Source organism: Flavobacterium ammoniigenes (assembly GCF_020886055.1).
Taxonomy (GTDB): Bacteria; Bacteroidota; Bacteroidia; order Flavobacteriales; family Flavobacteriaceae; genus Flavobacterium; species Flavobacterium ammoniigenes.
This window is the reverse complement of sequence record NZ_AP025184.1, coordinates 2,002,381-2,027,345: the sequence shown is the minus strand read 5'-3', so window position 1 is coordinate 2,027,345 and position 24,965 is coordinate 2,002,381. Positions and strand designations below refer to the sequence as shown.

The following is a 24,965-nucleotide window of genomic DNA, read 5'->3' as shown; positions in this document are numbered from 1 at the left end:
TATGAATTTAACACAAGAAGATTGGATTGCTCAATTTGAGTCAGACGAAAATGCTGTTATACTTGATGTGAGAACAGCCATGGAATTTGAAGAAGGATATATTGCGGGAGCTATTAATTATGATTTTCATCAAGGTGCTGCTTTTGTAGCGGATCTAGAAACTTTGGATAAATCCAAAAACTATTATGTTTACTGTCGTTCGGGAGCTAGAAGTGCTAATGCCTGTGCCATTATGAACGAATTAGGTTTTGAAAATGCCTATAACTTATTAGGTGGAATTATCGAATGGGACGGCGATATCGTTGAACCCTAATTTACTAAACAACAACACAACAACCTACTATGAGTACAATTCCTCAAGAATTTCAAATTACATCGCCTTTAACTCAAGATACCTATTTAGTTCATGGCGAATTAAAAAAATGGACTGGCGTTACCACACCAGTTTATTCCACCATTTCCTCTACAGCTGATTATGCACCCACTTTGCTAGGAACTATTCCTGCAATGGGAGAAAAAGAAGCGATGGAAGCAGTTGAATCGGCTGATTTAGCCTTCAATAACGGTCAAGGTTTGTGGCCCACCATGAAAGTAGTGGACCGCATTCAATGCATGGAAGATTTTGTTACCAAAATGAAAGACACTCGTGCCGAAGTGGTCAAATTATTAATGTGGGAAATTGGAAAAACCCTTGGCGATTCTGAAAAAGAATTTGACAGAACGGTAGAGTACATTTACGATACGATTGATAGTTTGAAGGAATTGAACAGCCGAAGTGCTCATTTCAGTAAAGTGCAAGGTATTCATGCTATGGTTCGAAGAGGGCCTTTAGGTGTAGTTTTGTGTCTTGGACCTTATAATTATCCTTTGAATGAAACCTTTTCATTGTTGATTCCTGCTTTAATCATGGGTAATCCGGTGGTGTTTAAACCAGCGAAACACGGTGTATTATTGTTGTCTCCACTTTTAGAAGCATTTAGAAGTAGTTTCCCAAAAGGTGCTATTAATATTATTTACGGTCGAGGTAGAGAAGTGGCTTCGCCAATAATGAAATCTGGAAAAGTGGGTGTTTTGGCTTTGATTGGAAACAGTACCTCAGCGATTGCGTTGCAAGACCAACACCCTAATAAAAACAGATTGCGTTTAATCTTAGGATTGGAAGCCAAAAATCCAGCGATTATTTTACCAGACGCCGATTTGGATTTGGCAATCCAAGAATGTATTACAGGATCGTTGTCATTCAACGGGCAACGTTGTACCGCTTTGAAAGTATTGTATGTTCACGAATCAATTGCACAAGAATTCAATACCCGTTTTGCGGCTAAAGTAGACGCATTGGCTTTTGGAAATCCATGGGAAAAAGGAGTGATGTTGACTCCACTTCCTGAAAAAGAAAAACCAGCCTATATTCAAGAATTGATTGACGATGCAAAAGCCAACGGCGCTCAAATTTTGAATACAAAAGGTGGGCAGCATAGCGACAATTTTATCTTTCCAGCGGTTTTGTACCCAGTGAACAAAAACATGCGTGTGTACCACGAGGAGCAATTTGGTCCTGTGGTGCCAATCATTTCGTTTAAAGATATTCAAGAGCCGTTGAATGATATGGCCGAATCGAATTACGGTCAGCAAGTGAGTTTGTTTGGAAAAGACATTAAAACCATTGCACCATTAATTGATACTTTGGTCAACTTAGTGTGTAGAGTAAACTTGAACAGTTCATGTCAGAGAGGACCCGATGTGTTTCCGTTTACAGGTCGTAAAGATTCTGCAGTAGGAACCTTGAGTATTCACGATGCCTTGCGTTCGTTTTCAATTCGAACATTTGTAGCCTCAAAAGACAATGAGTATAACAATGCTATTTTACAAGAATTATTAAATAGTAAAGAGTCTAACTTTATCAATACGGATTATATTTTATAAGTCTGATTTTTTAATTTTTGAAAGCGTCTTATTTGTAAGAATAAGACGCTTTTTTTATATTATATAATTGATTTAAAGTAGAATATCACTAAATATAGGTATGGTTTGCTATATATGAATTGGATATTTTTGTAAAATTACAGTTAGAAATTGGTTATAATATTATGTCCATAAAATATTACTTATGAAAAAATATTTATTGATTACATTATTGATGCTTGGTACTAATTTATTTGCTCAAAATAATTTGACCGTCAATGTAAACGGAATAAAAGCAAACGATTCTATCCGAATTATTGTTCAAAAAAGTGCAGAAAAATTATTAAAAAAATGGGTTAAGTATAATTCTTCGGGTACTTCAACGGTTCAATTTAATGTAGATAACGGAAAATGGGCATTGATAATAGATGCAACTGGATACACTTTTCCTTCTTCTACGGTTATCAATATTCCTGAAACAAATAATGCCACGGTTACTTTAACGCCTCTATTAAACACAAATTATATCTATAATTGGAAAGATGACGATAGTTATGCAGGTCATGCAACACAAGTGTATGTAAATGAGCCTTCAACTTTAGTAGTATTAAACAATACGGTTTCAATACCAAATGATTATTCGTCAGTTAAACTAAGGAATGAGTTTGGTATAATTTTATCTAATGATAGATCAAAATGGTCAAGTGAAGATAGTTTCAGATTATATTCAATGCTTAAAACGTTGCCATTGCAAACATTTGGGGAAGGGAGTGTGCTCAATTTTGAGAAGGGTGAAAATGTCAAAGCTATTTTTTATTTAACGGATCAAGAACAATTTAAAGACATCAATATTGTCAATGTAAACGGGGTTAAACATGTTACCGTTAGTCAATCCGCATTTACCTATGCAAGTCCACAAATAGGGATTTTGGATGGAATTAAAACGAAGTTTTATTCTAAAAGATTGAATCATGCTATTTTAAATTATTATACTGACTTTGGGTCAAATGAGCAAAATGTAGATATAATAGCACAAGAAAAATACGGATTTAGGTTTATGAAATCGAATCTAGAAACCCAAAATTTAATGCATGAAGACGCGTCTAATTTTCAAGAATTTTTCAATGAAGAAAAAATTGAAATACTCTCTATGTTTGAGGAATTGCCAGAGGGATTTCATAAACAAGAAGGGCTTAAATATTTAGTAAGAAGAGTAAATGGACAAGATCATCCTATTTATACGACTGCAGCTGCAATTGCTTGGACAAGTTTTAATACTATAGAATTTATGAGTAAAACTTTTAATAACACAGAAATAAATAGTGTTGTTAGAAGATTAATTTTACATGAGAAATCTCATTTTTTATGGGCATATGCTTTTGATAGTGTATTAAAAAAAGATTGGTCTGATTTGGGAGGTTGGTTCCAAGATCCTACCTCTAGTTCAGGATGGTCTACTTATAACACAACTGAATTTGTTACTGAATATGCACATGAAAAGAATCCAGATGAAGATATGGCTGAGTCGATTGCTACTTACATATTAAATCCAGATTTATTGCTATCTAGATCAGTTCGAAAATATGAGTTTATTCGAGACAGAATTATGCATGGAACTCGTTATAAAGCCCAAATTAGAGAAGATTTGACCTTTATGGTTTATAATTTATTTCCTGATTATACTTATCCTGGAAAAATAATTGGATCAACAATTAATGTTGAAGGAAGTGCAAACGATGATAAAGTTGTAAAATTTGAATTTAAATTGAACTCAAAAGATCCAAAAATTGACGGAGCTTCTGTTGGATATATACGATTAGCATCCAGTATAGGTACTATTCACGATTTATGGTTGACTCCGAAAAATGGTTCAGTCGATTCCACTTTGGTTGGAACAACTACATTTAGTAAACATGAAAAAAGTGGTTATTGGAATTTAGTATCATTAAGGATTGAAGATCCTGTTGGGAATTCTCGTTTTGAAAATACTTCTTCATTTGGGTTTAAATTATATATAGAAAATCCTCTAGAAGATATAACCCCACCTAAATGGCAATATAATTTAAAATCAGAATTAGTTCAAGGAAAATTTGATCCAAATGGTCAAAATACTTCAGACAATGTCAATGGATTGCAAATGCAAGCGATAAAATATTCCTACGATTATTATGATAATAGTCCAATGGATCGAAGTATAACTAGAATTTATTTTCCAAAATTAGACAATTCAAATGCTCAAAAATATGAGGAGCAAATCCAAGGAAAACCTATCATTAATGCAGCTAAATCGTATAAAAATGATTATAATTCAATCAAACATTTTGAAATGCATTTAGTTATTCCAGAATATTTTCCTTCTGGTTATTACTCTGTTTCACAATTGAATTCTAGTGATATTGCGGGCAATTATACTAATGTTTATATGGTAAAGGATACTGCTAATTTTTATATTAAACCTGGAAAGTTAGATATATTTAAAGATATAAGAGATAGTTTATATGTCAAAACTAATTTTCCTGATTATATTGCCCCTGAAATAGATTTAAATCGAATTAATGTAATTGCTAAACCAACTAATCCTTTGTCTCCAGATGGTGAAACTAGAGTTGATATTTCTTTATTAATAAGGGATTTGTCAGATTTCCCAACCCATGAATCCGGTGCAAAATTAGTACGATATGTATTGCGTGATCCATTGGGTATTGAGCATAGTTACAGTAGTTGGAATGATAATATGCTACTAAATTATTATAGCTTAAAACCAGACGGAAATTCAGAATGGAATCTGATCAATCTCGATATTTTACTACCTAAAGGTTCCCCTCCGGGTAAGTGGGGGATATCTTCTATGCAAACGGTTGATAGAGCTGGGAATTTCAGGAATTATTCATTTGTAGAGATTGTTAGATTTGATGTGATTGAATCAGATGTAAAATTAGATGAAGCTCTTGTTGCAACAATCACAAGTAAAGTAGTCAATTCAAAAAATGTAAGTTCAATTAGCGCAGAAATTAGTTGTAAACCCTGTCAAGGGAATAAATATGTTTATCAAGTATATAGCCTATTAGGTGGTAATGTAGTAAGAGGCGAAGGAATATTTACCTCCAATTTTATTTCGTTAAACTCTATTAACTTGACGGGAGTTTTAGACGGTATTATTAAGTTAACAGTTCAGGTTACTGATAACCAAAATCAACTTATAGCGACAACAACGACTGATTATACCAAAGATACAGTTCTGCCTAAAGGATATTACTTAAAATCAAATCTACAAGATTCTGGTTCAAGCAATATTGATTCAATTGTGTTTAAAGTGCTAGCCGAAAATGTAGATTTAAATGGGACATATAAAGTCTTATTTGAACAAAATTCCACAACTAATAAACAATTCGATATTAAAAGTTCATCTACTTCAATTCCTTCTATTTCAATAGAGGGCGTAATAACTCAAACCGAAATAGTATTGAATAATTTAAATATTAGTAGTTTAAAAGACGGAGTATTTTCATCATCAATACTGATAACCGATCCAAATGGGAATGAAGGAGTACCAATTAAAAAATATTTCTATAAACTTGATGGTAAAATATCAATACTGAACAAAACTACTCCGGTTAATGATTTTATTGAAGTTGATGAAGGTAAAGTTTCGGGGGTATTAAAGAATGGATCTGATAATTTGTTATATAATGATTTTAAATTAAATACTAATTTAATACCAATTATTGTTACCAATCCAATTAATGGGACAGTAACTCTTAATAGTAATGGAACATTTAGTTATGTTCATAATGGATCTGAAACCACAAAAGATAGTTTTACTTATAAAGTTAATGATGGAACATCGGATAGTGATATAGCAACTGTTACTATAACAATTAATCCTGTAAATGATGCTCCAGTAGCTTTATCTGATCAGATTACAATTAAAAATGGTGAGACAGCAACATTATTATCTGGAGGAATTACGAGTGTTCTAACAAACGACACAGATGCTGAAAATAATACTTTAACAGCTGTTCGTGTTACTAATCCAGTTAATGGAACTTTAACACTCAATAGTAATGGAACCTTTACCTATGTTCATAATGGTTCAAATACTATTACCGATAGTTTTACTTATAAAGTAAATGATGGAAGTGTAGATAGTAATATTGCAACAGTAAATATTAGTATAGAAGCATTTAGTTTGCCATTCGATAATTTTACTATTATTACTAAATCTGAAACATGCTCAGGAAAGAATAACGGTGAAATTAGCATTAAGGCTACTCAGAGTTTTAATTATACAGCTACTATCAATAACAAAGTTTATAATTTTGTAAATAATTCTTTGATTGTACCTGATTTAACAGCAGGGGAGTATAATGTTTGTATCAATATTACGGGGAAAACATTCCCACATTGTTATACCTTAACAATTGGTAAAGGTGGTTCGTTGACAGGAAAAACATCAGGAGTTTCGTCTAACAAAGTGGCAATTGAAATTACAGAGGGTAGCGCACCCTTTGAAGTACTGTTGAACGGTAAATCAAAATTTACAACCGATCACACCCTATTTGAACTTGATGTCAATGTTGGTGATGTGGTAATGGTCAAATCAGCAATAGCTTGCGAAGGTATTTATTCAAAAGTAATTTCGGATCTTCCAAATAGTTATATGGCGTATCCAAATCCTACCAAAGGCTCATTTGAAATTAGTATGTCTACCGAATTGAAAGAGATCTACATAGAATTGTATTCAATCAAAGCGGAATTAATATCTAAAGGTGTTTATCCAGTAGTAAACCAAAAGATACAATTAAATTTAGACAACCAAACGAGCGGAACTTATATTGCTAAAGTATACACTGCTATACCTACAAGTTTAATCATAATCAAAAATTAATTATGAAAAGAAATATACTATACTACATCGTATTTAATTTTTTATTACTCTCATGTGGCGGAGGAAATGAACCCGTTTTAGAACCAAAAAATTTAGCCCCGTCAATTCCAAGTTTGGTTAGCCCAACCCTTGCTAAATTATGTATAAGTAATTCAATTAATTTCGAATGGACTGCTTCTACAGACGCTGAAAATAATCCAATTTTGTATCAAATTCAGATCGCTACAGACAATTTGTTTACACAAATTGTGAATACTGCTGAGGTTTCAGCTCCAACACATACGGTGACCCTTGAAAAAGGGAAGGCGTATTACTGGCGGGTGAAGGCAACGGATAGCAAAGGCGCAGCGAGCGCTTACTCTACAGTTTATAGTTTTTTTACTGAAGGTACCGCTGTGACTAACCATGCACCATTTTTACCACAATTAGTAGCACCAGTTGCTAATAGCATCATTACAGGGACAACAACCACCTTAAAATGGACTGGCTCTGACGTAGATGCTACAGATGTTCTTTCATATGATGTGTATTTAGGAACCATTGCTACACCTACTACTAAGGTAGTTGACAATAAGACCACGACCTCCTTTGATGCAAGCCTACAAGCGGCTACTATCTACTATTGGAAAGTAGTGGTTAGAGACGCAAAAGGAGCTGAAACCCAAGGTCAGATTTGGAGTTTTAAGACTAATTGATTGATTTTTTTACTTTTCAAAAAAGCGTCTTATTTGTAAGAATAAGGCGCTTTTTTGTGTGGTAATAGTTATTAACAAAACATTGTTAATAAACATAATTTTTTTTCAACATATCAGTAATTTTATTTAAAATATCAGTAATCCGCGTTGTTTTTTATATGTTTGTAAGTAATTTGGTATGTTCATAGCGTTTTCTGACTCTAATATGGCTTTTTAGATTAGGCTTTTGGGACAGAAAATTCTTTTTTAACAAGAGAAAAATGGAATTTATTTATTTTTTTCTTTTACAATAAATTACTATTAACAGTATGAAAAATTATCACAAATTTCAATCACTTTTTAGCTTATTATTTCTATTTATAAGTATTTCCTCTTTTTCATCTGATTTAGATATAAAATCAAATACAATTAAAGTACGTTTAGTTGCAACAACTATTAGTTCATTTTCTCCGGTTGATGGATCTGCTGGTTCGACTGTGACTATTGTAGGAACTAATTTTACCAGTAACTCAATTGTTAAAATTGGAACAACAACGATCTCTTCCGCTAACACTAGATTTGTTTCGGCAACAGAATTACAGGTCATAATCCCTTGTGGGTTAACCTCAGGACTTGTTGAAGTTGATGGAGTAACTTCTACTACTGTTTTTACTTATACTACAGCATTAGTTTCTAATGTATTACCCAATATATCGTATTGCGTGGGTTCGACAGTCCCAGTACTAAACCTTAACGGACTACCATCTGGAACACAATTTTCATGGACCAATTCTAACACAGCTATTGGTCTTGCCTCAAGTGGTTCAGGGAATATACCCACATTTACTGCAGTTAATACTACTAATCAACCGATTTCAGGAACGATTCGAATTACGCCATCCACTAACGGATGTGCTGGTATACCAAAAGAATATGTTGTTACAATTAATCCAAAACCAATATTAAATACCATTTCTTCACAACAAGTGTGCAAAGGAACAACCATTGCTAATATTGATTTAACTGCAAGTTCTCCCTTAAATGGTTCTGGTACTTCGTTTACCTGGAGTGCAACTAATGCCAATTTGATTGGATTATCTCCCTCAAGCGGGACAACTTCTCCCATTCCTAATTTTATTACCACCAATACTTCCAATAGTACAGTCACTGCTACATTCACTGTAACGCCAACATATGATGGCTGTGTAGGAGATGCAAAAACTTTTTCCATTTCGGTTGAACCGAGTAGTGTTTCAGGAACCATTTCAGGACCTGGATCAACTTGTGCAGGAATAGCGGCAGGTACTTTAACATTAAACGGTAATGTGGGAACGGTGGTCAAATGGCAATCTTCTTTGGATGCCATTTCTTGGACCGATATCAATTCTACAGCCTTGACTTTGTCTCCTGGAATTTTGAATAGCCCAACGTATTTCAGAGCAATTGTTAAAAGTGGCACTTGTTCCGAAGCTTCTACGGCTTCATATTTAATTTCAATTAATGCTTTGCCATCAGTAAATGCTGGAGTAGATCAAACCATTTGTGCCGGTAATTCGGTTATCTTATCAGGAAGTGGTGCGACTTCTTATACATGGAATAACGGTGTGACTAATGCTGTATCCTTTTCTCCATCAACTACTACCACCTATACGGTAACAGGAGTGGGAGCCAATGGATGTTCTAATACAGATCAGGTTGTTGTGAATGTAGCAACTACACCTGCTGCGCCATCAGCTATTGCGCAAACTTTTTTGATTTCTCAAAATAAAACAGTAAATAACCTTACAATTACTAGTCTGGGTATTCCTGCCTGGTATGATTCGCTATCTGGAGGTACACTTTATTCGGGTACCGCTCTTTTGACAACAGGGACCTATTATGCTTCTCAAAAAATAAATGGCTGTGAAAGTGTAGCAAGAACCGCTGTTGCTGTTTCTGTTTTTGCTGACTCTGTAGGAGGAAGTATTGCTGGAACTTCTACAGTTTGCTCTGGAGTGAATTCAACCCAATTAACAGCAGCAGGTTATACAGGAAATATTGTCAAATGGCAATCTTCATCGGTTAGTGATTTTTCAACTAATGTTACCGATTTCAATGTACAAAATGCAACCTTTACAGCCACTAACGTAACAGCATCTTTGTACTATAGAGCTGTAGTTCAAAGTGGAGGGTCAACTTCTTATTCAACACCCGCATTGATTTCGGTGTCAACTGTTTCAAATGGGGGTGCTTTATCAGCAATTAATTCAAGTGTGTGTAAAAATATAATTGGTGGTGCATTGAATTTGACGGGCAAAGTAGGAGAGGTGGTACAATGGCAACAATCTACAAATAACGGCGCCACTTGGTCTGACATCGCTGCAACAACAACTAGTTTTTCAGCACCTGCTTTAACTCAAACAACTCAATACCGAGTTGAAGTTAAAAGTGGAGTTTGTCCTTCGGCCTTTTCCAATGCCGTTACTATTCTAGTTAAGGATACCCCAATAGTTACTGATTTTCCTAATCAAGAAATTTGCATTGGAACTACAAGATCCTTTGGTGATACTTTTGTCGCAGGACAGACCTATTCATTGACCTCAAATTTAGGATACTCAAGTATTACTCCTACATCTTCAATTTTATTTACTACTTTAGGAACTCAGGTTTTTACTTACACGGTAACTAATACTGCTTCCGGTTGTATAACACAAGATCAATTCGAGGTAACTACTAATCCACTTCCTGCAGCAACCGTTATATCCAATAAAACTATTTGTGAGGGTGATATAGTAAACCTTGGCGCTAGTCCGGTAACTGGGAATACCTATTCTTGGTCGAGTAATCCTTCAGGTTTTACTTCTACTAGTTCCAATCCATCCGTTACCCCAACCGCAACTACTACCTATACACTAACAGAAACCAATACAGCAACAGCTTGTTCCAAATCGAGTAGTGTTACTATAACAGTTCAGCCTTTGCCTATAATTAGCATAAATGGAGCTCCTCAAATTAGTATTTGTGATATAGCTACAAATCAAACAATTGTAGCGTCTATTGCTAATTTATATGCTTCATATAATTGGGAAGTAATTCCTGCAAATGGAGGTAGTTTAGCAAATGCCAATACTTTAAGTCCTATGTTTACACCAAGTTCTATTGGAATTGCCAATGGATTTGTTATAGTTCGATTAAATGTTACAGGGCAAAACCCATGTAATACAATCGTTAGTAAAGATTTAAAAATTACGATTGATCAAACAACAGTCGATTTAGGTCCTGATCGAACAGTTTGTGAAGGTCCAATTACAATTACTTCAAATATTCAAAATGCGGGGACTATTACTTGGACTAAATCGGGAGGGTCGGGAAGTTTTGTAGATCCATCTGTGAGTTCGCCAATATACAATCCATCCGCTTCAGATCGTGATCAGTTTGTTACTTTTACGGCTACTGTCACTCCCAACAATGGTTGTGGACCCAATGTAACGGATAGTGTTATTTATAAAATCAATGGGGCCCCAACTGTAAGTGCTGGTCCGAATGTCACCGTTTGTGAGACACAACAGTTTTATGTTTTGAATGGTTCTAAATCATTTACGGATTCTGTAGTTTGGACACATGATGGATCAGGAACTTTAGATAATGCAACTGCTGAAGATCCTACCTATACTTTCAGTCCTTCTGATATAATCAATGGGTCCGTTACCTTTACTTTAAAAGGAAAGAAATTGGGTTGTACTGACGCTCAAAGTATGGTAACCGTTACTATAAGAAAAAATCCTGTAGCTAATGCAGGCACTGCACAAACAATTTGTCAAGGTCAAACGGTTTATCTAAATGGATCAGCACCTAATAATAGTGCAGTTAGTTGGTCAAAAAGTTCAGGAAGTGGAGTATTTAATAATACAGCTACTTTGACTCCAAATTATGTTTCCTCTGTTACAGATTCTGGTACGATAACGTATACATTAACAGCGCAACCTCAATTTCCATGTACGGTTCCGTCAGTAGCTACCACAACCGTTACGATCATACAAAAACCAACGGCTAGTATTAGTGCGGTTAATCCTCAAATTTGTGAAGGAGCTACCTATACAGTTAGTACTGCTACTGCAACTAATTATGAAAGCTTAGAATGGACTGCTTCAAATACGGGAGGAAGTTTTACAGGAGGAAATACATTATCTCCAACCTATACACCTGGGGCAAATGATATTAATAACGGTTCGGTAAAATTAATTTTAACGGCCAAGAGAAATTCACCTTGCACAATAGACGCAATTGCTGAAGTGAATTTGATCATCAATAAAATTCCAAGAATTTCAGTAGTGAACTCACAACAAGATATTTGTACCATTGCAGGAGTTCCGGTTCAGATTTCAGGTACGGGTGCTTACTCTGGAATTGTTGCGACTAATTTCGACCCTAATTTATTGGTTTGGACAACTTCAGGAAGTGGAAGTTTTACAACACCCTCACCTTCAAATACTACTGCAACGAATTCGTATATCCCTGATGCTGCCGATTTATCTCGAGGTTCTGTGATTTTAACTTTAACCGCATCAAGAACACCAGCCAATTGTAATTCGTCAACTACCAATACAATTGCTTTAAATTTTATAAAGAAGCCTGAAGCAAATGCAGGACCAGATGCAATTATTTGTGAAAATGGGACGTATATATCTACTACTGCCACTGCAGCTAATTACGCCACTGTAGTTTGGTCTTCTAATGGAAGTTCAGGAACAATTACTAATGCTACTTCAATGAATGGAATGGTGTATACTCCATCTTCTACAGATTTAGCGGGCGGTTCAGTAACTTTGACATTAACTGCCAATGGTTATTCTTGCCAAGATCCAGTTTCCAATGATGTTATTATCAGTTTCCAAAAATTGCCAGTTATTACTACGGTAGCAAGTGCTTCTCTTTGTAAAAGTGCTAATCAATATGCTATCAGTGGGACTACTATCACCAATAGTTTCTTAGCTGGATCTATTCGCTGGGAATCGAGTGGAACCGGTTCGTTTACCACCACATTCGATGCTAAAAATCCAATATACCTTCCGTCAGCAATCGATAAAGCCAATGGTTCGGTTACTTTGACTATGTATGTAATGCCTGTGAGTCCTTGTGCAACACAACAATCTAAATCATTTGTTTTAAGTTTTATTGCTGAGCCAGTTGCGAGTGCTGGTCCGAGTCTTACACAATGTGATTTACCTTTTACTATCACAACGGCAACAGCTACAATGACAACAATAAGTAGTTTACGATGGACTTCATCTGGATCGGGAACTTTTAATGTGGATAATACCATTAATCCAACCTATACCCCCTCGGCTTTAGATGTTCAAAATTCACCGATTACCTTAACATTAACTGCAAATTCAATAGCACCTTGTTCGGTTCCATTGGTTACTACAACTTTAGTTAATTTGGTTAAATCACCAATAGTTACAATAGTTAGTCCGCAACCTACGATTTGTCAAGATGCTACTAATGTATTGGTTTCAGGTACTACAGTAACTAATGCAGCTTCATATACTTGGACTTCAACGACCGGAACAACCATAGCTAATGCCACTTCATTGACACCATTAGTAACACCAAGCGCCACAGATATTTCTAATGGTTACATAGATATCACAGTAACGGCAATTCCTAATGCGCCTTGCAGTGCCAATGTGGTTAAAACAGTTCGTATTCCAGTGCAACGTCAACCAATTGTAAACGCAGGTGCTTCTCAAACCCTTTGCGAAGGAACTGTGATTACAACAGCGGATGCCATAACAACTAATGTAACCAATATTAATTGGAGTAAAAATGGAGGTGATGGAACTTTTACCACTTCACCTACGACTAGAGTAGTAGAATATACTCCGGGTGCAAATGAAATTGCAAGTGGACGAGTTTTACTAACCCTTACAGCTGATGCAATTGCTCCTTGTGTGGGAACGGTAACATCAACTGTTGAACATTTAATTGTTAAAAATCCAGTAATTACCGTAAGTCCTACCCAAGTTACTATTTGTGAAACGGCTACTTACCAAGTGCCATTAAGTCAAATTAATGTTGTGAATCCTACATCTATTGATTCGGTTCAATGGACTACAACAGACCCAAGTTCACTAACAGGTGCTAGTACTTTTACACCAGTATACACACCTTCTGCAGCTGATAAAACTACAGGTTTTGCGATATTAACATTGACAGTAACACCTATCAATCCGTGTGCTACTCCAATAGTAAAAACGATTCGAGTAAATATAACTAAGAAAGCCACAATAAATACAACACAAACTAATTATACTTTTTGTGAGAATACGCCAAAACAGCTTAATGCCATTTTTGCAAACCACAACCCAGCAAATATTAGCTGGAGAATAGTATCTGGATCAGGAACATTATCAGGGACTAATACGGCAACACCAATTTATACTCCAGATGCTTCTAGTACTACTGTCATTATTGAGGCAAGTGCAGCAAGCAATTCACCTTGTACCGAAATTACAACTGCTCAATTCACTTTAAATGTGATGAAGAAGCCATTAGTCACTTTTGTAAAATTGGTGGATACGATTTGTAATACCCAAACATCATATGCTCTTAATGGCAATTCTGTTGCCAACACGACTGCTAGTACTACCTATTTATGGACAACTACCGGAACAGGTACATTTGCCGATAATACAGCTTTGGTAACTACTTACAATTTTTCTGCAGCTGATTTAGCCTCAGCATCACCTGTGACGTTGCGTTTATTGGCCAAATCAGACGTACTTTGTGGATTGACTGATTATAAAGAAATCACTATCACAATTAAACCTGCTCCAACGGTAACTACTGCACCAACCGGAGTGCTGTGTGAAGGAAATGTGTTTACTGCCACTGCCATTGCTACGAATGCAACTTCGGTACTTTGGACAACAGTTGGTACTTCTAATGGAACTTTTACCAATGCGAATACTACAACAGCTTTATATACTCCAGGCACTAATGATACCGCAACTTTTACCATACGATTTACGGCTACTGGTGATCCAGTTTGTGCCGCTGCAACAACTACTAAAACGGTAACGATACAACTTAAACCAGTACTTGATGCAGGAATCGAATCCCGACACAATTGTGCTGGTGAAGCTTTTGCAATAACAGGAGTGACAGGACAAAATTTAGGAACAATCACATGGAGTTCTAATTCTAGTTCAGGAACCAACAAAGGAACTTTTAGTAATCCCTCAATATTAAATCCGAATTATACACCAAGCGCTGCAGAAGTAGCTGCGGGAACTCGAATTACTTTGACAATTACTGCTGCTGCTTTGGCGCCATGTGCCTCTTCAGTTACCGACTTTATTATTTTAAATTTAGATCCTAAACCAGTTGTGAATGCTGGAATTGATCAAACTATTTGCGAAGGTAGTTCGGTTACATTATCAGGAGCTGTATCACATATTTCTAGCGTGTATTGGACTAGCAGTTCTTCAGGAACTTTTGCGAATCCGAATACAGCTGCAACGACATACATTCCAAGTGCGGCTGATATTTTAAATGGTACGGTAGTACTTAGTTTACATGGAGTGAGTGATTCCAATTGTCCAGAAGTAGTAGATACCCTGGTTATTTCAATATTAAAAAAACCTACAGCAAGTGCTGGTCCCGCAGTTGCAATATGTGAAGGGACGTCATATACTCTAGTAAATGGAGAGGCTTTGGCTACAAATTATTCGGCTATAACTTGGTCTGCAACTGGTCCAGGAACTTTGGATGTAAGTACAATTCATAGTTTAAATCCTATTTATAATCCGGCACCAGGACAAACAGGTGATGTTACATTAACACTAACGGCAACGGGTTATAACCAATGTGGGATCAATGCTGTTGCATCTAAAACCATTTCAATCATTCCTAGACCTGTGGTTACTTCACCAGCAACCAGAACTATTTGTCAAGGACAAACATTAACTTTAAATTCTACCGATGTAACGGCTTCAAATTATAGTGCATTAACGTGGACCTCTTCTAATGGTCTAGGAAGTTTTGCACCTAATTCAACCACCGCAACGATTTATTCACCTACTGCATCTCAATCAGGAAATGTAAGTTTACGACTTACAGCAACCGCTTTAAATTCAGTTTGCGCTAATGCTTTTTCTGAAGTTGTAGTTACGATTGTTCCAAGTCCAATTGTAAATGCCGGCTTAGATGCTAGCATTTGTGAAACGGCTACTCATACTATTTCAGGCGCAAGTGTTCCATCAGGTGCTACTTTTGATTGGGTTATTTCTGGACCGGCGACTATTCGATCAGGAACTGAAACTACTTTATCACCGGTTGTTGTACCAAATGTTGGTGCATCTGGTACTGTTACTTTGACTTTGACAGTTCAAGGAGCAGCCCAATGTCCTACACCAGTTTCAGATACGGTGACAGTTACCATAAACCCATCGCCAGTAGTGGACGCGGGAGTTGCTCAAACTATTTGTGAAGGAGTTGCTTTTGTAACACTGAATGGAACGGCTACCAATGGCACTAATTATACTTGGACTACCGATGGAGCTGGAAGTATTCAAACGACTAGCAATCCGTTGCAAGCTAAATACATTCCTAATCCAGCGGATTATACTACTAACTCTGGGGTAAATACGATAACCGTATTTTTAACTGCAGCAGGAACTAATGGTTGTTCACAAGTTGTGGATTCATCAACTCTAACTTTGTATGCAAAACCTCAAGTATTTGCAGGTGTTGATCAAACGGCTTGTCAAGCAAGTACGGTGAGTTTATCAGGAGCTACAGCAACTAATTACAATACAGTTTCCTGGACTAGTTCCGGAAATGGAACGTTTAACTACGCCAATTCAAACGGAGGAATTCGCCCTACCTATACTTTAGGATCTAATGACTTGACTTCGGTTACACTGACTTTGTCTGCAATGCCAAATGCCAATTGCGCACAAGTAGCAGTTGTCGATCAAATGGTTATTAATGTCAATAAAAACCCAATTATTCAAGCTTCTGCTACAGAAATAACTCTTTGTGGTGAAACCTTTACATTACCTGATTTGCTAACTGTAACTAATGCAGCATCTATTTCATGGACAGATACCACTGGTTTGAGTACTTTAGGAACCCTTACAAATGGGGGTACAGAAACTCCGATTTTCACTCCAACAAATGCTGAAATTGCTAATGGGTTTGTTAATCTTACTGTTACTGCACAACCGCTAACAGGATGTTCTGCGACCGCAACTCAGATTATAAAAGTGAATTTGAGACCAAAAGCTACTGCGAATTCCGGTTCGGATATTGTGGTGTGCCAAGGTAATTCGATTGTATTAAATAATGGCGCCAATACTACGGCTACTTCTTTCTATTGGACAGAAAATGGAACGGGTACAATAAAAGCCTCTACAATCAATACTCTATTTCCAGAGTATCTTCCAGGGATTAATGAAAGTGGAGTGGTAACTTTAACTTTACATGCTACTAACCCAAGTCCTTGTTTAGGAGAGGTGGTTGATGACATGACTGTAACAATTTCTCCTTTGCCAACTGTAAATGTTGGCCCAGATGTTACAATTTGCGAAACCTCATCATACAATTTAGTAAATGCCACTGCAGCCAATTATAACAATACTCCGGCCAACATAGAATGGTTTGCTTACCGTGATGTCAATGGTGTAACATTAGCAACGGGAACTTTTTCAAATATACATTCGGTGAATCCAACGTTTACACCTAGTGTAGCGGATATTGCTTCAGGAAAAGTATATCTTACTCTAAAGGTAGCCAATCCAAGTTGTACGGCATTGGTAGCAGATACCATGGAGTTAACTATAGCACCAGGAACAGGAGTAAATGCAGGAGTAAATGCTTCTGTTTGCGAAGGAAGTACTTTTACACTTTCTCAAGCGACTGCTGATAATACGGGATCTTTGAGTTGGATCAGTGCACAAAATAGTACGGGTACTTCTAGCGGAACTTATCAAGCAGGATCTTTTAGCGATGCGACGGCATTGAACCCAACATATAATCCAAATTCAGATGATATTAATTTAGGATATGTGTATTTGAAATTGACCGGAGCAAGTAATTCGACTTGTCCATCTAATTCAAGTATAATTCGATTGGATATTGTCAAGAAACCTACAGTTTCGGCAAGCGATGTTCAACTATGTGCCAATACTTCTCAAATTACATTGACAGGAACTGCCTCTAATTATCAGTCTGTTAATTGGAGTGTTCAAAGTGGACCAGGAAGTATAGTTGCTAATTCAAATGCAGCATTAAGTCCGGTTTATGTTTCCGGAGTATCATCTAATGAAATTACTAATAAAACGGCTGTTGTTAGATTGTTTGTAAATCCAAAACCAGGATGTCCATCATCTACTGCAGTATATGAAGATATCACAATAAATATCCAAGCTTTACCTGTAGTTGAAGCGGGTGTAAGTGGAACAACTTGTTATATTGCAGGTCAACCAATTGACGCTTTTGCAATTACCGGAACAACTGTAACTAATGGAGGAACTCAAAACTGGACGACTTCAGGTTCAGGAACTTTTACCTTAGGGAATCCGGTTTTATACAATTCATTTAGTAATAGTTGTACTTCTGATGTATTGACGTTAACTGTTAATGGGGTAGGAGCATGTAGTACTAGTTCGAATTCGGATTCAGTTACACTTACAGTAAATTGTTCTATCCCTAATTTAGGACCAGTAACATCAAGTGCGGGGAATACTGTTTGTCAAAGCAATTCGGCTACAGTAACTTATACCGTTCCTGTAAATTCGAGTGTTGTATCTTATAATTGGTCAGTTCCTTCAGGAGCAACTTTAGTTTCAGGTCAAAACACGAACACCATTATAGTTCGTTACGGATTAGGTTCTTTATCAGGAAATGTATCTGTTTTTGGTTCTAATGGTTGTGGAAATGGATCAATTTCTAGTTTTGCTGTAACAGTGAATGCATTACCAACAGCAACCACAATAAGTGGTCAACAAGCAGTTTGTGCGGGAGCTACAGGTGTTGTATATACAGCTTTGCCTATTCCAGGGGCTACAAGTTATTCTTGGACTTTACCTAATGGATCAACTGTTTTAACAGCTTCTAATACCATTACTATTAACTATCAATTAACTGATGTTTCCGGTAATTTAAGTGTTATTGTGAATAATGCTTGTGGGGCAGGTCCGGCATCTGTAAATTATCCAATTACAATAGTTGCCAAACCAACTTTGTCGAGTTCATTAACTCCTTCAGCAATTTGTAGTGATACGGTATTTAATTATGTACCAACCTCGAGTACTTCAGGATCTACTTTTGCATGGTCTAGAGCAGTACAAAGCGGAATTGCTAATCCAGCTAGTTCAGGAAATGGTAATATAAGCGAAACCTTGATTAATACTACTTCAAATCCTATTAATGTGGTGTATCAATTTACTCTTACTGGACCTAACGCAACGGCTTGTTCAAACCAAGCATCAGTGATCGTTGTGGTGAATCCAATTCCAGTATTGACATCTTCAGTTGCTGCTGTAGGACTTTGCTCAGGAAGCACATTTAATTATACCCCAAGTTCATCGACAGCAGGAGTAATTAATTGGAGTCGCGCTTCTGTGACAGGAATAAGTTTAGCTGCAGCATCTGGTACCGCTTCGATTAATGAAATTTTAATTAATACTACTTCTACAGCTAAGACGGTAAATTACACTATTACTTTACCTTCGAATTCCTATGGTTGTGCAAAACAAATTGTGTTGCCAGTAGTGGTAAATCCTTTGCCATTGGCTTCAATTGTAGGATCAACTTCGGTATGTAAAAATGATGCAAATCCAGTAGTTACTTTAATTGGTTCTAACGGTACGGCTCCATATACGTTTACCTATACAATTAATGGTGGAGCAAATCAAACTATTGTTAGCAGTGGCAACAATGCTAGTATCACTTCATCAACTGCTATTTCGGGTACTGCTATTTATAATTTAGTTAGTGTTCAAGATGCAAGTGCTACTTCTTGTACTCAATCACAAACAGGTGTTGCTACTATTGTAGTGAATCCGACTCCTAATTTAGTTGTAAATCAACCAGCAGCCATTTGTGCACCTAACACAGTTGATATTACTGCTACTACAACGGGATCAGATACTGGTTTAGTGTATACGTATTGGAGAGATGCTTCGGCAACTGTCCCATATTTAACGCCAACAACAGCTAGCTCAGGAATTTATTATATTAAGGCCACTTCAAGCTTTGGATGTTATGATATAAAATCAGTAACTGTTGTGGTTAATCCGCTGCCAAGTGCAGCTATTGCTGGAACAACTACGATTTGTAAAAATAGTGCTACTCCACTAATCACTTTTACAGGTTCAGGCGGAACAGCTCCATATACATTCAGATATACTATCAATGGAGGGGCTACTCAAACTATAAGTACAATAACTGGAAATAGTGTCACACTTCAAGCTTCAACTGCAGTTGCAGGGGTATTTAATTATGCCTTACAAAGCGTTCAAGATGCAAGTGCATCGGCTTGTATTCAAAATCAAACAGGTATAGCTGTAATTACAGTAAATCCATTACCACAAGCAACGATTTCTGGAACCACGGCAGTATGTGCTAATAGTACTAATCCTACTATTACGTTTACCGGCTCAGGAGGCACTGCTCCTTATACTTTTACCTATACTATAAATGGAGGTATAAATCAAACTATAACATCAACGGGTTCAACAGCTATCATTACGGTACCATCTGCTACTGTGGGTATCTATACATACAATTTAGTAAGTGTTTCGGATGGAAGCACAACTAGTTGTGCTCAGGTACAATCAGGAAGTGCTGTAATTACAGTCAATCCATTACCTACATTAATTGTTACCAATCCTGCTGAGGTTTGTGTTCCTAATACAATTAATATTACCAATACTACTTCAGGTTCTAGTGTAGGATTGACTTATGGTTATTGGAACGATAATGCGACTTCCATAGCAATTGTGAATCCATCAGCAATAACAACATCGGGCACCTATTTTATTAAAGGTACTGATGCAAACGGTTGTTCTAATGTTAAGCCTGTAGTGGTAAAAATAAATCCATTACCTTCAGCAACGATTTCTGGACCAACGAGTTTTACTGTTTGCCAAAATGATGCACAACCTATAGTTACTTTTACTGGATCCAATGCGACTCCTCCATATGTATTTCAGTACAGAATAAATTCGGGAGCTGTTCAAACAGTATCAACTACAGCCACAAGTAATACTGTTTCAGTTGCAATTCCAACCACTACAGTTGGAAACTATACTGTGACTTTATTGAATGTTAGGGAGTCAAGTCCTTCAACATGTGGAAATAGTACTATAACTTTACCAAGTGAGGCTTACATTAATGTACAGCAAGGAGGTACTATCATTCCTCAGAATGGTATTGCAGTAAGTCAAACGGTTTGTCAAGACAGTCCAATAAATCCAGTGGTTTTTACAATTGGTGGTTCAGCAACAAGTGCTTATGTCACTAATTTACCGGCTGGAGTGAATGGAGTATACAATGCGACATCGCATACCGTAACTATTTCCGGTAATCCAACTGCTACAGGTGTTTTCAATTATGTAATTCATACTGCAGGTTCAGTAAATGGTTGCGATAGTACTTATAATGGTACACTTACTATTAATGCTAATGATATCATTACAATATTGACGCCAACAACCGTGAATCAAACGGTATGTGCATGTGCTGCAATAAAACCAATATCCTACAGTTTAGGTGGTGGTGCAACAGGTGGTGATGTAACCTTCTCACCAAATGCACCAACAGGACTTATTTGGTCTATAGCTTCTAATGTATTAACTATTTCAGGCACTTCTTGTCAAGTTGGAACGTATACTTACACTATTCAATCGTATGGAATATGTGATCAAACTACCTACACAGGAACTATAGAAATTAAACAAAACGCAACTGTTAGTTTGGTTTCAGGAAATCCAAATACAACAGTATGTATTGGTACTTCATTTGCATTGCCTATTAAATATGCAATAGCACCGTCAACGGAGGTGTTAAAATTGACTGGTGTATTACCAACAGGTGTTAGTTTTAATCCTGTAACCGGAATTATTACAGGAACGCCAACACAAAGTGGTTCGTTCCCGTATACTATTTCCTCTACCACCAATTGTGGAAATACAATTAGTGGGACAATTAAAGTGAATCCGTTACAATCTATTGCGCTCTTATCTGGAACCGCTAATCAGGTTGCTTGTATAAACAATCCAATAGATCCAGTATCTTTTGCTATAGCTTCAGGAATAACAGGAGTTACAGTTAGTCCGGCATTGCCTTTAGGAGTAAGTGCTATTGTTGATTCAAATAATGGTCTTGTTACTATTTCAGGAACCCCAACTGTAGCGACTAGTTTACCGCAAAACTATGTAATTACTACTCAAGGTGGATGTGGTGCGTCTGCAAGTACGTCAATTAGTTTGGATATAAAACCAGCTGCCACCATTACTTTCTTAGGTGCTTCAACTACCCTGAATCAAGCAGTGTGTTTGAATGGACCAATTGTACCAATTCGATTTACAGTTGGAGGAGGAGCAACGGGTATTGTACCACCAATTTTACCAACTGGTGTAACCATTACTTTTGATTCATTAACAGGAATTTATACTATTCAAGGAAATCCAACGGTAAATGGAACGTTTACTATTCCGATAACTACAGCAGGATGTTCTATATCGCAAAATATAACGATTTCAAATGTGAATTCTGCTGTTTCGATAGACTTGATTTCGGCAACAGGAACTGATCTTCAAACATTGTGTCAGTCTACTTTTAATTCACCAATAACACCTATTCGATATACCATTCAAGGTGCTACTGGAGCTACAGTTACAGGATTACCAGCAGGTGTTACCTATGTGTTTAATCCAAGTACAGGGGAATTAATAATTAGTGGAACTCCTACTAGTGCAGGAATATTTAATTATACTATTACCTCTTTACCTTGTAGTGTGGTAAAAACAGGAGTGTTAAAAATATCTATTCCAATGTTTGTAACTAATGAAATAGTAACCAATGTTTCCTGTAGTACTAATAGTAATGGTGCTATTTCTGTTACCATTATCGGTGGGGTACCTACAAATGGTTCTTACGCAGTGCATTGGGCTGGTCCAAATGGATTCCAACAGAATCAAACCAATATCACTGGATTGGTTGCTGGAAGTTACACGCTTACTGGTACTGATTCAGTGGGTTGTCCTTTGCCAACAAAAACATACACCGTTTTACCAGCGCAACCTATTAATATTGCTTTGGTTTCTACAGCTAATGTAAGTTGTAATGGATCGTTAGGATGTGCTAATTTTAATTATTCTGGTGGAAGTGGTATATATACACGATTTTTGCTACAATATCTAGATCCATCCTCACAAGTTTTAAATACTATCGTGCCTCCAAATAATAATTATTTTAATATTTGTAATTTAAGAGCAGGACTTTACTACTTAACAGTAACAGATAGTAATAATTGTGCTACCGAACCGTATTTATTTACAATTCAAGATTTTAGTACTTTACATATCGATTCAACTAGTTTAGATGGAAATTTATGTACTAATACCGCTGGAAAAGTAAGAATAACAGTATCAAGTTTAGATAGTAATCTTACTTTTTACTACAATAATACGATAGTATCACATTTGAATTTAGGTAATAATCTTTATGAATTATCTATTCCAAATCCAACAAATCCAACGGGTATAATTAAAGTAATGAACAGTCAAAATTGTTGGGATATAATAACTGTAAATACAACTATGGTAAATCCAACTATTGATTATACATCGTTTAATTTAACTACGTATGGTTCGGTTTCAGTAAATGAAAGTATCAAGTTTACTAATGGATTAACTAACGCAACTATACCAGCTGAATACGATCATATCGTTTGGGATTTTGGCGATAATAGTCCATTTAAAGTGTTTTTTAATCCAAAAGATATTAATCTAAATAGTGCTGGAGAAAGTATAACAACTGTATTCCATACTTATGCTATTGACGGCTTGTATCCTGTTACCTTAACGGTATACAATCAATTTGGTTGTTCTCGTTCCATAACTGAAATTGTTACGGTTGGTCAGGGTGCTGGTATTATGTTACCAACAGCTTTTTCACCCAATAGTGATGGAATTAATGATTTGTTTAGACCTTCTTTATTAGGGCTTAAAGAAGTAAGCATGTACATCTATGATAATTGGGGTAATTTGATATATGAAATTACATCAGATACTGCTTCTCTTCCTACTGATTGGGGATGGAACGGAATTGAAAAAGTGAATTCAGAGCCAAAGAATGGTAATTACCGTTACTATATTATGGCAAAAACGATTAACGACAAAACAATTGAGAAAGAAGGTCGATTCATGCTTATAAAATAAAATGATTATGAAAATAAAAAATATATATACACTTTTTCTATTTGTTGCCATTCAAAGTGCTTTTTCTCAAGATTTTGCAGTAAAAAATCAGAATAAAGTTATGGGTACACTCAATCCAAGTTTTTATGGTTTTGGAGACTCTTCCAAAGCGGGTGCTATTTACAGTACCGAAGGATATAATGAGGGAAGTAAAATTGAAACACGATTTGGATTTGCGAATCACTTTTTTGCAGACAATGATTTTTCATTGGCATTCGATGTTAATTCTACTAAAATTAGCCAGTTAGGATTTTCAATCAATGAAGCGAAGTTGCATTATATCTATAATACTCGATTGTCATATGAATGGACATTTAATCCTTCTATCTCGGTTGGTTATGGAAATAGCAGATTAGATTATTCATCTTTAGTTTTTGAAGATCAAATTAATGTTTTGACAGGATATATTGCAGAAGTCTCAAGAGATCCAGTTAATATTGATAATAAAATTAATTATTTAGATGTTGGAGCAGCTGCAGTGGTTCATAATAATAGAAATCTATTTTTTGGATTAAGTATAAAACATATTAATCGACCTGAAACATCTTTTAATAGTCAAGCAAGTAATAAAAAAGATATGTTAATGTCTTTTCAAACAGGGTACGAAAAAGATATAAATCAGTATGGGCAAAGTGCTTTTTTACCTGAAAACTCCTATTTGTATTTGTATAATTCATTTACTAAACAAGGAACTAAATCACGTTTTGATTTGTATCAAGAATTGATTTTGGGTAACATTTCTTTTGGAATTAATGAACATTTTAATAAATACGATGGTTTTTCAGTTTCACAAATAGGAACTTCATTGAGTATTTTTATAGAAGAAATTGAAGTTGGAGCGAATTATTCGTTCGATATGGGAAGTAAAAAAACGGTTGGAGCTAGTTATACTTCATTTGAATTGTACCTCACTTTTGATTTTAATCCATTTAAGAAAAATCGAAGAGGTAACAATAGTCGTTTTTACGATATGCAATAAATGTAATTTTATTTCATAAAAAAGGCTGCCTAATTTGGCAGCCTTTTTTA

At 36.0% G+C, this 24,965-nt stretch carries 6 protein-coding genes; all 6 read left to right on the top strand.

Annotated elements, in window-relative coordinates:
• Position 1: 1 nt before the first annotated feature.
• A complete protein-coding gene (locus tag LPC21_RS09210) occupies positions 2-313 on the top strand; it encodes a rhodanese-like domain-containing protein (protein ID WP_229316869.1) in 312 nt (103 codons plus the stop codon).
• Between the two features lie 29 nt (positions 314-342).
• Positions 343-1,923, top strand: coding sequence for an NADP-dependent glyceraldehyde-3-phosphate dehydrogenase (locus tag LPC21_RS09205; RefSeq protein ID WP_229316868.1), 1,581 nt, complete (start codon positions 343-345; stop codon positions 1,921-1,923).
• 184 nt (positions 1,924-2,107) lie between these two features.
• Positions 2,108-6,790 carry an Ig-like domain-containing protein gene (locus LPC21_RS09200; RefSeq protein WP_229316867.1) on the top strand — a complete coding sequence of 1,561 codons (4,683 nt, stop codon included), beginning with the start codon at positions 2,108-2,110 and terminating at the stop codon, positions 6,788-6,790.
• 2 nt (positions 6,791-6,792) lie between these two features.
• Positions 6,793-7,485 (top strand): glycoside hydrolase family 78 protein, encoded by a 693-nt coding sequence (locus LPC21_RS09195; protein WP_229316866.1) that lies wholly within the window; start codon positions 6,793-6,795, stop codon positions 7,483-7,485.
• Positions 7,486-7,793: 308 nt separating this feature from the next.
• On the top strand, positions 7,794-23,897 hold the full coding sequence (locus LPC21_RS09190) for a PKD-like domain-containing protein (RefSeq protein WP_229316865.1): 16,104 nt from the start codon (positions 7,794-7,796) through the stop codon (positions 23,895-23,897).
• Positions 23,898-23,904: 7 nt separating this feature from the next.
• Positions 23,905-24,915 carry a type IX secretion system membrane protein PorP/SprF gene (locus tag LPC21_RS09185; RefSeq protein WP_229316864.1) on the top strand — a complete coding sequence of 337 codons (1,011 nt, stop codon included), beginning with the start codon at positions 23,905-23,907 and terminating at the stop codon, positions 24,913-24,915.
• Positions 24,916-24,965: the final 50 nt, after the last annotated feature.

What these genes read in the sequence shown, in the direction of transcription:
- LPC21_RS09185 (WP_229316864.1), top strand. Translation starts at nt 23,905, where the DNA reads ATGAAAATAAAAAATATATATACACTTTTTCTATTTGTTGCCATTCAA.
- LPC21_RS09210 (WP_229316869.1), top strand. Translation starts at nt 2, where the DNA reads ATGAATTTAACACAAGAAGATTGGATTGCTCAATTTGAGTCAGACGAA.
- LPC21_RS09205 (WP_229316868.1), top strand. Translation starts at nt 343, where the DNA reads ATGAGTACAATTCCTCAAGAATTTCAAATTACATCGCCTTTAACTCAA.
- LPC21_RS09200 (WP_229316867.1), top strand. Translation starts at nt 2,108, where the DNA reads ATGAAAAAATATTTATTGATTACATTATTGATGCTTGGTACTAATTTA.
- LPC21_RS09190 (WP_229316865.1), top strand. Translation starts at nt 7,794, where the DNA reads ATGAAAAATTATCACAAATTTCAATCACTTTTTAGCTTATTATTTCTA.
- LPC21_RS09195 (WP_229316866.1), top strand. Translation starts at nt 6,793, where the DNA reads ATGAAAAGAAATATACTATACTACATCGTATTTAATTTTTTATTACTC.